Origin of the sequence: Paracoccus jiaweipingae (assembly GCF_044335505.1) — a bacterium.
Taxonomy (GTDB): Bacteria; Pseudomonadota; Alphaproteobacteria; order Rhodobacterales; family Rhodobacteraceae; genus Paracoccus.
Genome location: NZ_JBISBS010000001.1, coordinates 569,375 through 584,117, shown reverse-complemented (window position 1 = coordinate 584,117; position 14,743 = coordinate 569,375). Strand labels below are relative to the sequence as shown.

Genomic DNA, 14,743 nt, shown 5'->3' with positions numbered 1-14,743 from the left:
TTTATTCGGCTGGTGCGCGATGCGCATCGGGGTGGTGGGCCTGGGCCTCGGCGTCCTTGGCGTCCTGATACCACAGGCTGTGGTGTTCGCGCGCCCATTGTTCATCGACCTGACCGCTGCCCATGGCGTCAAAGGCGCCTTCCATCCCGACCGAGCCGATATAGATATGGGCCAGAATGATCGCCATGAACAGCATCGCCACGATGGCGTGCCACGCCTGCGCCAGTTGCATTTCCTGCTGCCACGGCATCGCGGTGCCGGGCAATTCGCCCAGACCCAGAAGCTGCGGCAGGCCGGTGGCGTTCAGGAAATCGAAGGTGTGGCCAAAGATATGCAGCTGCATCGGGAACAGCAGCTCCAGCCCGGAGGCCGAGACCGACGCCCCCAGCAGCACCACCGACCAGAAGATCAGCTTTTGCCCGGCATTGAACTTGCGCGCGGGCGGATGCAGGTTCTTGCTGAACAGCCCCCCGGCCTGCCTGATCCACTGCCAGTCCAGCCGGTTGGGGATGTTATGGGCCACCCACATCACAAAGGTCAGCACCAGACCGATCATGAAGGCCCATGACACATTGTTATGGACCCATTTCCCCGCCGCCGACATCGGCACATAGATGCGGTCAAAAGACGCCCCGCCGATCAGCGGCAGAATGAACAGCCGCCCGAACAGCTGGAACAGGCCGGTCACGGCCAGCAGCAGGAACGACCCGGCCATCAGCCAGTGGCTGAAGCGTTCGATGAAATCGAAGCGCTGGATGGTGGTGCCCGCTTTGCCGCCGTCGATCCTGATCTTGCCGCGGATCAGGTAAAACACCGCCAGCAGCGCCAGCGTCCCCAGCAACAGCCAGCCGCCCCAATGCGCCAGCGGTCCCTTGCGGAAGGCCAGCCATTCCATGCCGCTGGTCTGAATCACCGCCTGCGCCTGCGGACCACGGGCCGAGATGCGCAGATCCTCATCGCCCATGCGGATCGCCCGCCAGGGGTCGGCATTGCTGGCCCGTCCCATCGGGTCGACCGGTCCCGGCCCGGCCTGACGCGGCACGATATTGGCACCAAACAGGATCTGTCTGACCAGATCCAGATTGCTGCCGTGAACCGCATCGGCGCGGCCCCTGACCTGATCGCGGGTCGGCGCGCCCTGAAACGCGCTGGCCCCGTCATCCAGCCGCACCGAGGACGAGGCCAGCGCATCCGCGCCATACCCCCCCACCGGACCCGAGCTGCCCGTGGCCGAGATCACCCGCCCCGGCATCGCCCCCGCAGCGGCGGGCGCGGAATGCGGCGCGGCGGGGACCAGCACTTCGCCCGCCTGATCCAGCCGGACCGAGGATGACGGCGCCTGCGCGACCGGCCCCGCATCGGGCATGGGCAGCGGCGGATGCGCGTCCTGCGCCAGCGCCGCCCCGCCAAGCCCGACCATCAGGGCCGCTGTCAGCATCTGTCGCATGACCGGCCTCATTGGGTTTGCGCCTGCGTGGCATAGCTGGCGGTGCCGGTGCCGCTGGCATCCTTATAGGCCTGATCCCAGCCCCATGCACCCTGACCAAATCCGCGCGCGATCACCCGTTCGCGGTAAATTTCGGACACCATGTCGCCATCGCCGGCCAGCAGCGCCTTGGTGGAACACATTTCCGCACAGATCGGCAGCTTGCCTTCCGCAATGCGGTTGCGGCCGTATTTCTCGAACTCGGCCTGCGAATTGGTTTCTTCGGGACCACCGGCGCAGAAGGTGCATTTGTCCATCTTGCCCCGGCTGCCGAAATTGCCGGCCTGCGGATATTGCGGCGCGCCGAAAGGACAGGCGTAAAAGCAATAGCCGCAGCCGATGCACAGATCCTTGTCATGCAGCACAATCCCGTCGGGCGTCTGATAGAAACAATCCACCGGGCACACCGCCATGCAGGGCGCGTCCGAACAATGCATACAGGCGACCGAAATGGTGCGTTCCCCCGGCTTGCCATCGCCAATGGTGATGGTGCGGCGGCGGTTGATGCCCCAGGGAACCTCGTGTTCGTTTTTGCACGCGGTGATGCAGGCATTGCATTCGATGCAGCGGTCGGCATCACACAGGAACTTGACGCGGGCCATGATGATACCTCCTTCTTACGCGGCGCTGATCTTGCACAGGGTGGCTTTGGTTTCCTGCATCTGGGTCACGGAATCATAGCCATAGGTCTGTGCGGTATTGGTCGATTCCCCCAGCACGATGGGGTCGGCGCCCTTGGGGTATTTGTCGCGCAGATCCTGCCCCTGATAGAAGCCGCCGAAATGGAAGGGCATGAAGGCCACGCCCTTGCCGACGCGTTCGGTGACCATTGCCTTGACCCGGACCTTGCCCCCCTCGGGGCCTTCGACCCAGACCTGACCGCCATCGCGGATGCCCAGATCGCCGGCATCGCGGGGGTTGATCTCGACGAACATTTCCTGCTGCAACTCGGCCAGCCAGGGGTTGGACCGGGTTTCGTCGCCGCCGCCCTCGTATTCGACCAACCGGCCCGAGGTCAGGATGATCGGGAAATCCTTGCTGAAATCCCTGACCTGAATCGACTGATACAGGGTCGGCAGGCGATACATCTTGCGGTCGGTATAGGTCGGGTAATCGGCCACCAGATCGCGGCGGTCGGTATACAGCGGCTCCCGGTGGATGGGGATCGGGTCGGGGAAGGTCCAGACGATGCAGCGCGCCTTGGCATTGCCGAAGGGGGCGCATTCATGCGCGATCGCCACCCGCTGAATGCCGCCCGACAGGTCGGTTTTCCAGTTGATCGCGCTGGCACGGGCGTTGAAATCGGACGGATAGGCCATGCCCTCGGCCTCGCCCACCTCTTCCCAGTTGCGCTCGAACCCTTCGATGCCCGCCACATGGGCGATCCAATAGCGTTCGCGCGGGGTCAGTTCGCGGTCCCAGCCAAGCTGAACCAGCATTTCATAGGTGAATTCGGGATAGCCGTCCTTAAGCTCGGAATTCTTCGAATACACCCCTTCGGCCAACAGGTTCTGACCTTCGTATTCCACGCCAAAACGCGCCCGGAAGGTCAGCCCGCCCTGCGACACCGGCAGCGACATATCGTAAAGGTTCGGGGTGCCGGGGTGCTTCATCTCGGGCGTGCCCCAGCAGGGCCATGGCAGACCGTAATATTCGCCATCGCACGGCCCGCCCACGGCGCGCAGGGTGGTGCGGTCGAATGTGTGCTGATTGGCCATATGCGCCTTCAGCCGTTCGGGCGACTGGCCGGTATAGCCGATGGTCCACATGCCACGGTTGAATTCGCGGGTGATATCCTCGATCACCGGGATGTCGCCCTCGACCCGGATATTGCGCAGCAGCCGGTCGCTGAAGCCGAATTTATCCGCGAACAGTTTGATGATTTCGTGGTCCATCTTGGCCTCGAACAGCGGCGCCACCACCTGATCGCGCCACTGGATCGAGCGGTTGGACGCCGTGACCGAGCCATGGCATTCAAACTGGGTCGCCGCAGGCAACAGCCAGACATCGTCGCTGCGGTCATGCAGCACCGCCGACACCGTCGGATAAGGGTCGACAACGACCAGCATATCCAGCTTTTCCATGGCGGTTTTCATTTCGGTCATCCGCGTCTGGCTGTTCGGGGCGTGACCCCACAGCACCATGCAGCGGACGTTTTCGGGCTGGTCGATATTGGCCGCATCCTCCAGCACGCCGTCAATCCAGCGGCTGACGGGAATACCGTTTTCGTTCATCAGCGGCTTGTCCTGCCCGTCATCGCCCCTGATGGTGACAAAGCGCGATTTCAGCCAGTCCAGATCCTCGCCCCAGACGCGCGACCAATGCGACCACGCGCCCGGCGTCAGCCCGTAATAGCCCGGCAGGTCATGCGACAACACGCCCACATCGGTGGCGCCCTGCACATTGTCATGGCCGCGGAAAATATTGGTGCCGCCCCCGGCAACGCCGATATTCCCCAGCGCCAGTTGCAGGATGCAATAGGCGCGGGTGTTGTTGTTGCCGTTATGGTGCTGGGTGCCGCCCATGCACCAGATCAGCGTGCCGGGCTTGTTATGCGCCAGCGTGCGGGCCACATGTTCCAGCTGTGCGCCGGGCACGCCAGTCACGCGCTCGACCTCGGCAGGGGTCCAGCGGGCGACCTCGGCGCGGACCTCGTCCATGCCGAACACGCGGGTGCGGATATAGTCCTTGTCCTCCCAGCCGTTTTCGAAAATGTGCCACAAGATCCCCCAGACCAGCGCCACATCGGTGCCGGGGCGGAAGCGGACATATTCATCGGCATGGGCGGCGGTGCGGGTAAAGCGCGGGTCGCAGACGATCAGCGGGGCGTGGTTTTCCTCTTTGCCCTTCAGCAGGTGCTGAAGCGAGACCGGGTGCGCCTCGGCCGGGTTGCCGCCGATGATGATAAAGCTTTTCGACCTGTGCATGTCGTTAAAGCTGTTGGTCATCGCGCCATAGCCCCAGGTATTGGCCACCCCCGACACCGTGGTCGAATGGCAGATCCGGGCCTGATGGTCGACGTTATTGGTGCCCCAATAGGCGGCGAATTTGCGGAACAGATAGGCCTGTTCATTGCTGTGCTTGGCCGAGCCCAGCCAATAGACGCTGTCGGGGCCGCTTTCTTCGCGGATTTTCAGCATCCGGTCGCTGATTTCGGTGATGGCCTCGTCCCAGCTTTTGCGCTTCCAGACGCCGCCTTCCTTTTTCATCGGGTATTTCAGCCGCCGCTCGCCATGGGCGTGTTCGCGCACCGATGCGCCCTTGGCACAATGGCTGCCCATGTTGAACGGGCTGTCATAGGCCGGTTCCTGACCGATCCAGACCCCGTCCTGAACCTCGGCCAGCACGGTGCAGCCGACGGAACAATGGGTGCAGACCGATTTGACGGTCTTGATCTGCCCGACGCTGGCCGCCGCGTCGGCGCGGGCCTGCGTGACCATGCCGCCCATGCCCGCGAACCCGGCCAAGCCCCCCACCGCCAGACCGGAACCACGCAGGAAAGCCCGGCGATCGACTTGGCGGTCCGACACCGCGGCCAGCAGCGCGGGACGGTTGGCGGCGCGCGGGGCGCCATTGGTCTTTTTCTTCAGCATGATCGGTTTCCTTGCTGTCGCCGGACGGGCCGGCGGGCTGGGTCATTGGCGGGGCACCGGGGGCTGGGTCCGGCGACCGGGGGACACCCCGCCCAACAGGGGCCGGGGGTCAGTGCGGGGCCGCATCAGGGGCGGGCGCGGCCCGCCTGCGCGGTCAGAACCGCGCGGCGGCGTAATAGGCGCGGGTTTGTTCGGTGTCGCGCAGGACGCCATCCTGCACCGGCGCGTCGGCTTCCACCGGCGCGGCCTGTGCCGCCCCCGCCATCGCGACCAGCGGCGCGCCCGCGGCAGCCAGCTTCAAAAGCGCGCGGCGACCGGCATTTTGCGGGGCGGTATCCGCGCCCACGGTCCCGCTGCGGGATATGTCAGGATGTGTCCCGGCGCGGGACGTGCCAGAGGTTGTCATCATGCGTTCCCTGTTATGCGTTAACCGCCACCTTAGCGCCCCGAATGCCGGTTTTTCAAGTTTTTCCTGCCGGCGCGTCACCCCAGCCGAAAGCCCTGCGCCTCGACCGCCATGAAGGCCGCGCCCAGTTTCCCGACCGGGGCATAGAAGCGCGCCGCGCTGGCCGCTGCCAGATCGGCCATGAAATGCGGCGCCCAGGGGGCGATGTGGCGGGCGAAAAACCCCGCCTGCCCGGCCAGATCGGCGCCCGCGCCCACGCGCCCGGTGATCAGCGCGGCCATGCTTTCCATCAGGCTGGCGATGTGATCCTCGGGTTCGGGGACGCCGTCCTGCCGCGCCAGACCCAGCCGCGCCATGTCCTGACGCAACAGCGCCAGCGGCTTTTCGTTCAGGAACCCGGTCAGATAGACGCTGCCATAGGGCAACAGCTCGCCCCGGCCCAGACCGATGAACAGCGCGTCATATTCGGCGCGCAGCCTTGCCGGGTCGGTGGCGGCGGCCTGCGCGGCCAGCGCCGTGACCGCCTGCCCGATGCCGGAATCGTCGCCGCGCAGCCCGGCACAACGCGCCAGCAGGGCCGCATCGGGCGGCTGGCGCAGAAGTGCGGCCAGAAAGCCATACATATCGGCCCGCAGCGAATCCTCGGGGGCGGGCGGCGGGGCAGCGTTGGAGGCGGTATCAGACATAGCGGGGCAATCGGACATCAGCTTTCCTTGGACGGGAAGGTAAAGCGCATATGGCGCGGAACGGGGTCGGCATGGGCGCCGGTCGCGGGGCTGGCCGGGTCGGGCCTGTCGGCGGCAACAGGCGCGACCCCCTTGGCGGCTGTGGTGTCGGGTGTCGTGTCGGGCAAGGGTTGGCCGGGTGCGGCAGTCGCGGTGGTCCAGTCGGTCGCGGCGGCCGGTCCCGCCCCGTCACCACCGCGCGACAGCATCACAGATGACGACGGCGCCCGATCACCGGAAACCGCATTGCCGGATGCAGCATCGCCAAAGGCAGCATCGCCGGAAACCGCATCGCCAGAAACCGCATCTTTCCCCGCCGCGCCCACCGCAACCGCATCACCACCAGCCGCATTGCCCACCGCGCCCGCAGTACCGGGGGCGGCCCCCTGCCCTTCGGCGGCGGCCTGCGCCAGACGCTCGGCCTTTTCGGCCAGCGCCTGAACATGCGCGGTCATGCCCTTGCCGACCTGATAGGCGGTCTGCATGCCCGGCCTGACCACCGCCTTGTCGGTGTAATCCAGCCCGTATTCGACCAGCCCGTCCAGATTGGCCAGCACCGGGTTGCTGCGCCACAACATCGCCAGCGCCCGGTCACGCAGATATTGCGGGACGGCGCGGGCCAGATAGGCGGAAAAATCATCCCCGGCGGTCAGATCCTCGGGGGGTTTCAGGCCAAGGCGGGACAGAAGCTGCGCCTCGGGCAGGGTGTCCAGTTCGGCCTCAAGCGCGGCCTGTTGCTGCGCCTGCTGCTGCGCCTCGTCGGCGGCGCGGCGGGCGCGTTCCTCGGCGGCGACGGCGGCGCGGCGGCGGGACCAGAACCCTGCGGGATCAGACATCATGCCCCCCCGGATCGCGGCGCCGTGCCGGGCGCGGGGCGCGGTATACATCGCCCGCCTGCGCGATGCGCGGATCGCCGCGCCCGTCCTCGACCAGATCGACACGCTTGCGGTCGCGCTTGCGCTTGACGAAAACTTCGTCGACGTGATGGCGGTCGCAAAACGCCTGCACCCAGCCCGCCAGCGCCGCCGGCATCGGCACATAGGCCACCAGCGAGGCCCCGGAATCCATGTAATCCTGCCCGTCATAGGCCGAGGCCGTCACCAGATGCGGCTGCCACGGGCGATCAGCCGCGCCCCCGGCCTCGCGCAGGACGACAATCAGGCCGGGCGTGGCGCCGGACAGGGTGACCAGATAGGCCTCGGTATCGCTGGAATACAGCACCAGCGGCAGGGTGCAGGCGTGGTATTCGACCGCCTCGCCATCGCGGCGCAGCAGCTGCCAGTCGGCGGGACCGGCACCGGGCAGGATGCCGCTGACCGTCCAGGCCCATTTCGCCCACCGCGTCACCCCCGGCGTGCGGCGCACGACAATTCCGATCGGCATCGAGGCGGTGGCAATGGTCATGGCAACTCGGGTCAGGTGGTGGTTGGGGCGAAGGGCCGGGTCCGCGATGCGGCGGGGGCCAAGGATGCCGCAAAACCGCCGCGCTGACCAGCCCCCGCCATCCCCCCGACCGTGCCCCCCGACATGACCCCAAAGCATGGCATTATGGACATTGCGTCCCTATCTGTGGTCTGAAGGCGACCCGGACCAGCGTTCCGGCGCGTGAAAGGATGCCAGCAAGATGCCAGCCAACATCCCGACCCAGCTTTTGCTGTGCCGTTGTGAAAACACCCTGTCCCCCGACCCGGCCGCACTGGCCGCCGCAACCGGGCTGTCCTGCGGGGGCTGTCACGATGCGCTGTGCATGACCGGCCTGCCGCGCGTTCAGCAGGCGCTGGCCGCGGGCGATACCATCATTGCCTGCGGGCAAGAGGCCGACCGCTTTGCCGCGCTGGCACAGGATCTGGACCTGCCCGAACCGCTGTGCATTGACATCCGCGACCGCGCCGGATGGTCCGACCAGGGCGCGCAGGCGGGGCCGAAAATGGCCGCGCTGCTGGCGCTGGGGCAAATGCCGGCGCCGCCGGTCAAGACCCGTGACGTGACTTCGGGCGGGGCGTGCCTGCTGATCGGCGCGGGCCAGATGGCGCTGGATGCCGCCGCACAGCTGGCCGGGACGCTGGCGGTGACGCTGTTGCTGACCGATGACACGCCGCCGCCCGACCCGCTGCCCGGTCAGCCGGGGATCGAGGTGATCCGGGGCCGCATCACCGCCGCCACCGGCAGCCTTGGCCAGTTCGGCCTGCGCTTTGACCGCTTGCAGATCGCGCAGCGCGGCGGGCGCGGAACGCCGGGGTTTACCGACCCGCGCGATGGCGCGGCCAGCCAGTGCGACGTGATCGTGGATCTGTCGGGCGCCGCACCGCTGTTTGCCGCACCGCATAAACGCGACGGCTATCTGCGCGCCGATCCGGGCGATCCGGCGCAGGTCGCGCAGGTGCTGTTTCAGGCCGCGCAGCATATCGGCACCTTTGAAAAGCCGCTGCATGTGACGCTGGACCCGGCGCTGTGCGCCCATTCCCGCGCCGGTCAGACCGGGTGCAGCCGCTGCCTTGACGCATGCCCGACCGGCGCCATCACCCCCGCTTGCGATCACGTGGCCATCGACCCGCTGATCTGTGCAGGCTGCGGGGTTTGCGCGGCGCTGTGCCCGCCCTCGGCCATTCGCTTTGACGCGCCGCCGCAGGACCACCTGCTGGCGCAGATCCGCCTGCTGGCGCAAAGCTTTACGGCAGCGGGGGGGCGCGACCCGGTGCTGCTGATCCATGACGACCACGGCGCACAAATGATCGCGCTGGCGGCCCGTCACGGGCGCGGCCTGCCCGCTGACACGCTGCCGTTGCAGGTGCCGGCGCTGTCCGGGGTCAGCCACGCAGTGATGCTGGCGGCGCTGGCGGCGGGCTTTGCCGGGGTGGCGATCCTGCCGGCGCCGCGGTCGGAAAGCGACCAGATCGGCTTTCAGGTCACGCTGGCACAGGCGATGGGCGCGGGCCAGCGGGTGACGGTCATCGACACCGGCGACCCCGACGCCCTGTCCGACCGGCTTTACGACCTGCCGCGCCAGCCGGTGACCGCGCGCCCGGTGCTGGCCATGGGCGCATCGCGTCAGGTGGCGCGGCTGGCGGCGCGGGCGCTGCTGCCCGATGACCGCCCGGTGCCGCTGCCTGCGGGCGCGCCCTATGGCGCGGTGCGGCTGAACCGCGACGCCTGCACGCTGTGCCTGTCCTGCGCCGGGCTGTGCCCGTCAGGCGCGCTGTGCGACAACCCCGAGCGCCCGGAATTGCGCTTTCAGGAGGATGCCTGTTTGCAATGCGGCCTTTGCGCCCATATCTGCCCCGAAGATGCCATTACGCTGGTGCCGCGCCTTGACCCGTCCGATGATGCGCTGCGCCAGCAGGTGCTGAACGAGGAAGAGCCCTTCCCATGTATCGAATGCGGCACCCCGTTCGGGGTGAAATCGACGGTCCGGCGCATCGTGACCCAACTGGCTGGTCAGCACCCGGCCTTTGCCTCGGGTCCGCAGGCGCGGATGATCCAGATGTGCGGCGACTGCCGGGTGCGCGCGCAGGCGGCGATGGCCGGGCCGATGGCACAGCCCGGAAAGACCCGCACGCGCACCACCGACGATTATCGCCGCGATCAATAAAATATTCAAAAACAAGCGGCAGGAAAGGAAAGCCCGAAAATGGATGATGATTTCAACATGTCGCTGCGCAAGTTTCTGAAACAGGTCGGCGTGACCTCGCAACAGGCAATAGAGGAGGCCGTGCGCAAGGCCGGCACCGGGGCCAATGGCAAGACGCTGACCGCCCGCGCCACGGTCTGTATCCCCGAAATCGGCCTGACGCACGAGGTCAGCGGCAGCATCGAAGGGCCGGCAAAATGAGCAGCAGCAGCATTACCCGCGATCAGGTTCTGGCCGCGCTGCGCGGCTTGGCGACGCCTTCGGGGGCCGATATGGTCGATGCCGGGCTGGTGCGGGCGCTGGCGGTCGATGACGGGCGGGTCCGCTTTGTGATGGATATCGACCCCGCGCAGGCCGAGGCGATGAAAGCCTTGCGCGACCGCGCGCAGGCGGCGCTGTCGGCCCTGCCCGGCCTGCGCGATGTCCAGATCGTGATGACGGCGGAAAGCCCGAAAAAGGCGCCGCCCGACCTGAAGATCGGCGGCCATCCCAAACCGCAAGGCCCGCAGCCCATTCCCGGCGTGGCGCATATCATCGCGGTGGCCTCGGGAAAGGGGGGGGTCGGCAAATCGACCGTCTCGGCCAATCTTGCCACCGCACTGGCCGCCGAGGGGCGGCGCGTCGGCCTGCTGGATGCCGATGTGTACGGACCCAGCCAGCCGCGGATGCTGGGGGTGTCGGGGCGCCCGGCCTCGCCCGATGGCAAGACCATCCTGCCGCTGCGCAACCACGGCGTCACGATGATGTCGCTTGGGCTGCTCACGCGTGAGGACGAGGCGGTGATCTGGCGCGGCCCGATGCTGATGGGCGCGCTGCAACAGATGATGTTTCAGGTGCAATGGGGGGCGCTGGACTGTCTGATCGTCGATCTGCCGCCCGGCACCGGCGATGTGCAGATGACGCTGGCCCAGAAGACCCCTGTCGACGGGGCGATCATCGTCTCGACCCCGCAGGACGTGGCGCTGCTGGATGCGCGCAAGGCCATCGACATGTTCCAGAAGCTGAACGTCCCGATCCTTGGCCTGATCGAAAACATGTCCACCCATATCTGCAGCCAGTGCGGCCACGAGGAACACATCTTCGGTCATGGCGGCGTCAAGGCCGAGGCCCGCAAGCTGGGTGCCCCGCTGATGGGGGAAATCCCGCTGCATCTGGACATCCGGCTGGCCGGTGACGGCGGCGCGCCGGTGGTGGTCAGCCAGCCCGACAGCCCGCAGGCACAGGCATTCCGCCATATCGCGCGCGGCCTGATCGAGGCCGGCGTGGCATGACCCAGCCCGATCTGCCCGCGCTGATGACCGGCCGGCAGACCCCCGGCGACCCGCTGGCGGCGGCCATCCGCGCCGCCCGTCAGGGGGTCGATGCCGGGCTGATCTGTTGGCGCATCGACGATGGCGACGGACGGGCGCTGCGGGCGGCACTGGTGCTGGCCCCCGATGACGGCGACCCCGCCCCGGCCCGCGCCCTGCCCGCCTGCGCGGTGGCGCTGCGCGACGCGATGGGGGTGCTGATCCCGTCCGAGGTCGGCATCACCTTCGACTGGTCGGGGGCCATCCGCGCCAATGGCGGGCGCTGCGGGCGCATCGGCCTGCACGCCCCCGATGACGGCGCATGGCTGATCGTCCTGCTGGACCTGACCTTCGCCCTGCCCGAAGGTCCCGAACCCGGCCACCGCCCGCAGGACACCGCGCTGGATCAGGAAGGCTGCGCCAGCCTGTCACCCGTTGACCTGCTCTCGGCATGGGCGCGCCACGGCCTGTTTCACCTTCATAACCTTGACGATCCGCGCGGGGGTGTCGAACTGGCCCGCAACTGGCACGGGCTGATCCACGACATTTCCAGCGGGCAGGCGCTGGGGCTTGATCAGGACATGGCGCTGATCCGCCCCGGCAAGGCGCCGCTGGCGCTGACCACATTGATCAACAGGGTCTGATATGCTGCTTGCCCGCGTCATTCATGTCGACGACAGCGACCGCCACGTCTTTGCCAGCCCCGCCCGCACCGGGGAATGGGCGATTTCGGGGGGCTGGGAATTTTCCAACTGGACACAGGCCGACCTGACCGGCAAGCCGCGACAGGCCTTTGCCAATGGCTGGCTGGGGCTGGAAAGCTGGGGCCGTGCCACCTTTATCGCGGTCACCCGCATCCAGCCTGACGAATATGCAGCACTTGAAACCGCGCTGGCCGATCATTTCGTCGCCTTCTATGGCGCCCCCGACCGCGCGGTCGCCCTGCCAACCGCGCAGGCCGAGCTGGCCCATATGGCCGATCTGTGCGCCGATCACGACCCCAATACGGTGCTGGCCGTCGCCCGCGAACTGACCCCCGCCGGGGTGCGCGAAACCTATCACGCCATCCGGGCACAGGCCGCCCAACTGGACCAGTTCGCCATTCACGCCAGCCCCGACGACTGAAAAAGGCGCCGCCAGATGGCGACGCCCTTCTTCGTTGTCCCAATACCCCGGGGTCCGGGGCAGCGCCCCGGTCCGGCCTGCCCTTACGGCGCGGTTTTCACCGCCTTGCCCTGCGGGGCGGCATTGGTGTTGGTGGCTTTGACCTGTTCGGCGGTTTCGACCTTTGCAGGGTCATAGTTGAAGACGAACAATTGCTGGCCGTCGATCTGGTACCCCTCGATCAGCGCCTTCGCCCGGTCCGAGATCAGCCACGCCTCCAGCCGCGCCGCCGCATCGGTCTTGATATGGCCGCCCTTATCGCCCGAAACCGGCAGATAGGCATATTGGTTGAACAGCACCGGGTCGCCCTCATATTCCAGTTTCAGAGAGGCTTTATTGGCGAATTTCAGCCATGTCGCCCGGTCGGACATGATATAGGCGCCCATGCCCGCGGCCGTGTTCAGCGCCGCGCCCATGCCCTGACCGACCGCCTTGTACCAATCGCCACCCGGGGTGATACCGGCATCTTTCCAGATCGCCAGTTCCTTCTTGTTGGTGCCGCTGTCATCGCCCCGGCTGACGAAATCGGCCCTGGCCCCGGCAATCCGGCGGAACGCATCGACGGCGCTTTCGGCCTGCGCGATACCTGCCGGGTCGCTTTCATCCCCGATCAGGATGAAATCATTATACATGAACGGGGTGCGATGGGGGCCGTTGCCCTCGGCCAGCCATTTCTGTTCGGCGGATCTGGCGTGAACCAGCACCGCATCGACATCGCCATTCGCCCCCAGCGTCAGCGCCTGCCCGGTGCCGACGATCAGCAATTGCACGTCGATATCCAGATCCTTCTTCACCTCGGGCAACAGCACTTCGGCCAGGCCGGAATTGGCAAAGCTGGTGGTGACGGCCATTTTCATCTCCTCGGCCTGGGCTGCGGCGCCAAAGGATATCAGCGCAACCGAACACAGCGCGGCGCGGGTCAGGCGGGTCAGTTTCATCATGGTAACAGGTCTCCTCGCAAATGGGCGCGGGCGGCGGCGCTGGCGGGCGCGGCGAAAAACCGGTCTGCCGGGGCCTGTTCCGCGATACGTCCGTTATGCAGAAAAAGCATATCGTCAGCAAGCCGCCGCGCCTGACCCATGTCATGGGTCGACATCACGATGCGGGTGCCCTCGCGGCGGCAGGTCTGCAACAGCGCCTCAATCGCGGCGGTGGCGCTGCCGTCCAGATTGGCGCAGGGTTCGTCCAGAAACAACACCTGCGGGCGGCGGATCAGCACCCGTGCCAGCGCCAGCTTCTGTTTCTCGCCGCCTGACAGGGCCGGGGCGGGGCTGTCCAGCACATGGCCGATCCCGGCGGCAACGGCCTGCTGCGCGGCCTGCGCGCGGGCGGCGCGACGCCCCACCCCCAGCAGCCGCAGCGGATAGGCGATGCTGTCGATCACGCTGCGCCGCATCATCGTGGGCGTCTGAAAGACAAAGCCCTGCGCGGCGCGCGCGATGTCCTGCGGGGCCGACCAGCGCAGGCTGCCCTGCTGCATCCGCTCCAGCCCGTGCAGCACGCGCAACAGCGTGGTCTTGCCGCTGCCATTGGGACCGATCACCACGGTAATGGCCCCGCCCGGTTCCAGCGTCAGGTCCAGCGGCCCCAGAATGCTGCGGCCCTGACGGATCACGACAGCGCCGCGCAGGCGCGCGGGCAGGATGGGTTGCGACATTACCAGCGCCCCTCGCGTTCGGTGCGCCCGATCAGATGCACCGCCAGATTAACCGTGATCGCCAGCCCGATCAGCACAAACCCCAGCGCCAGCGCCAGCCCGAAATCGCCTTTGCCGGTTTCCAGCGCAATCGCCGTGGTCAACACGCGGGTGTGATGTTCGATATTGCCGCCGACGATCATGATCGCGCCGACCTCGCCAATCGCACGGCCAAACCCGGCCAGCGAGGCGGTGATCAGCGACCGCCGCCCGTCCCACAGCAAAGCCTGCATCCGCTGCCAGCGCGTCGTGTTCAGCGAAATCAGCAGATCGTGGTAATCTGACCATAATTCCCGGATCGCCTGATGCGCGACCGAGGCGATCAGCGGCGTGATGATAATTACCTGTGCAATCACCATCGCGGCGGGGGTGAATAACAGCCCCAGCACCCCCAGCGGCCCGGCCCGCGACAGCAGCACATAAACCACCAGCCCCACCACCACCGGCGGCAGTCCCATCAGCGCATTCAGCAGCGCAATCGCCAGCCGCCGCCCGCGAAACCGCCGCAGCGCCAGCCACGCCCCCAGCGGCAGCCCGATGGCCGAGGCAACCAGCGTCGCCCCCAGCGTCACCCGCAGCGACAGCCCGGTGATCTGGACCAGATCGGCGTCCAGCGTGGCGATCAGCCGCGCGGCCTCGGCCAGCCCCTGCCCGATTTCGTTCACATCCCCCCCCCCCTTGGCCGTCACCCCCTGCGCATAACAGCCTGCGACATTTTGGGAAACCGCGAAAGCCGGTGCTGCGGGCGGTTGCGCC

15 protein-coding genes are annotated in these 14,743 nt (G+C 67.1%); 5 read left to right on the top strand and 10 right to left on the bottom strand.

Annotated features, from left to right (window positions below):
- Nucleotide 1: 1 nt before the first annotated feature.
- From ACFXP9_RS02945 to ACFXP9_RS02915, 7 genes are all read right to left on the bottom strand, one after another.
- Nucleotides 2-1,447, bottom strand: coding sequence for a formate dehydrogenase subunit gamma (locus tag ACFXP9_RS02945; RefSeq protein ID WP_397205416.1), 1,446 nt, complete (start codon nt 1,445-1,447; stop codon nt 2-4).
- A gap of 8 nt (nt 1,448-1,455) precedes the next feature.
- A complete protein-coding gene (gene fdh3B / locus ACFXP9_RS02940; RefSeq protein WP_397205418.1) occupies nt 1,456-2,088 on the bottom strand; it encodes a formate dehydrogenase FDH3 subunit beta in 633 nt (210 codons plus the stop codon).
- Between the two features lie 15 nt (nt 2,089-2,103).
- Nucleotides 2,104-5,079 (bottom strand): formate dehydrogenase subunit alpha, encoded by a 2,976-nt coding sequence (locus ACFXP9_RS02935; RefSeq protein ID WP_397205420.1) that lies wholly within the window; start codon nt 5,077-5,079, stop codon nt 2,104-2,106.
- A 154-nt stretch (nt 5,080-5,233) separates the two neighbouring features.
- Nucleotides 5,234-5,488, bottom strand: a complete 255-nt coding sequence (locus ACFXP9_RS02930) for a twin-arginine translocation pathway signal protein (protein WP_397205422.1) — start codon at nt 5,486-5,488, stop codon at nt 5,234-5,236.
- Nucleotides 5,489-5,562: 74 nt separating this feature from the next.
- A complete protein-coding gene (locus ACFXP9_RS02925) occupies nt 5,563-6,189 on the bottom strand; it encodes a TorD/DmsD family molecular chaperone (protein WP_397205424.1) in 627 nt (208 codons plus the stop codon).
- Nucleotides 6,189-7,046 (bottom strand): DUF3306 domain-containing protein, encoded by an 858-nt coding sequence (locus ACFXP9_RS02920; protein WP_397205426.1) that lies wholly within the window; start codon nt 7,044-7,046, stop codon nt 6,189-6,191. Before ACFXP9_RS02920 ends, ACFXP9_RS02925 begins: the two co-directional genes overlap by 1 nt.
- The gene (locus tag ACFXP9_RS02915; protein ID WP_397205428.1) at nt 7,039-7,614 is read right to left on the bottom strand and encodes a DUF3305 domain-containing protein; all 576 of its coding nucleotides are present in this window, start codon (nt 7,612-7,614) and stop codon (nt 7,039-7,041) included. The genes ACFXP9_RS02920 and ACFXP9_RS02915 overlap by 8 nt, the downstream gene beginning before the upstream one ends.
- A gap of 220 nt (nt 7,615-7,834) precedes the next feature.
- Here ACFXP9_RS02915 and ACFXP9_RS02910 point away from each other — a divergent pair, with 220 nt between their 5' ends.
- Genes ACFXP9_RS02910 through ACFXP9_RS02890 form a run of 5 tightly spaced genes read left to right on the top strand, consistent with a single transcriptional unit; the run spans nt 7,835 to nt 12,252 of the window.
- Nucleotides 7,835-9,799: a 4Fe-4S binding protein gene (locus ACFXP9_RS02910; protein ID WP_397205429.1), complete on the top strand. Its 1,965-nt coding sequence runs from the start codon at nt 7,835-7,837 to the stop codon at nt 9,797-9,799.
- A 39-nt stretch (nt 9,800-9,838) separates the two neighbouring features.
- The gene (locus ACFXP9_RS02905) at nt 9,839-10,039 is read left to right on the top strand and encodes a DUF6494 family protein (RefSeq protein WP_397205431.1); all 201 of its coding nucleotides are present in this window, start codon (nt 9,839-9,841) and stop codon (nt 10,037-10,039) included.
- Nucleotides 10,036-11,109 carry an Mrp/NBP35 family ATP-binding protein gene (locus tag ACFXP9_RS02900; RefSeq protein ID WP_397205432.1) on the top strand — a complete coding sequence of 358 codons (1,074 nt, stop codon included), beginning with the start codon at nt 10,036-10,038 and terminating at the stop codon, nt 11,107-11,109. Before ACFXP9_RS02905 ends, ACFXP9_RS02900 begins: the two co-directional genes overlap by 4 nt.
- Nucleotides 11,106-11,771 carry a biotin/lipoate--protein ligase family protein gene (locus ACFXP9_RS02895; RefSeq protein ID WP_397205433.1) on the top strand — a complete coding sequence of 222 codons (666 nt, stop codon included), beginning with the start codon at nt 11,106-11,108 and terminating at the stop codon, nt 11,769-11,771. Before ACFXP9_RS02900 ends, ACFXP9_RS02895 begins: the two co-directional genes overlap by 4 nt.
- A gap of 1 nt (nt 11,772) precedes the next feature.
- A complete protein-coding gene (locus tag ACFXP9_RS02890; protein ID WP_397209965.1) occupies nt 11,773-12,252 on the top strand; it encodes a DUF6505 family protein in 480 nt (159 codons plus the stop codon).
- A gap of 83 nt (nt 12,253-12,335) precedes the next feature.
- On the opposite strand, the gene ACFXP9_RS02885 is transcribed toward ACFXP9_RS02890, so the two are convergent.
- The 3 genes from ACFXP9_RS02885 to ACFXP9_RS02875 are packed head-to-tail and all read right to left on the bottom strand — an operon-like array spanning nt 12,336 to nt 14,652.
- On the bottom strand, nt 12,336-13,229 hold the full coding sequence (locus ACFXP9_RS02885) for an ABC transporter substrate-binding protein (protein ID WP_397205787.1): 894 nt from the start codon (nt 13,227-13,229) through the stop codon (nt 12,336-12,338).
- Complete coding sequence (locus ACFXP9_RS02880; RefSeq protein ID WP_397205437.1) at nt 13,229-13,948, bottom strand: ATP-binding cassette domain-containing protein; 720 nt, start codon at nt 13,946-13,948, stop codon at nt 13,229-13,231. The genes ACFXP9_RS02885 and ACFXP9_RS02880 overlap by 1 nt, the downstream gene beginning before the upstream one ends.
- Nucleotides 13,948-14,652, bottom strand: a complete 705-nt coding sequence (locus ACFXP9_RS02875) for an ABC transporter permease (protein ID WP_397209963.1) — start codon at nt 14,650-14,652, stop codon at nt 13,948-13,950. The genes ACFXP9_RS02880 and ACFXP9_RS02875 overlap by 1 nt, the downstream gene beginning before the upstream one ends.
- Nucleotides 14,653-14,743 lie beyond the last annotated feature (91 nt).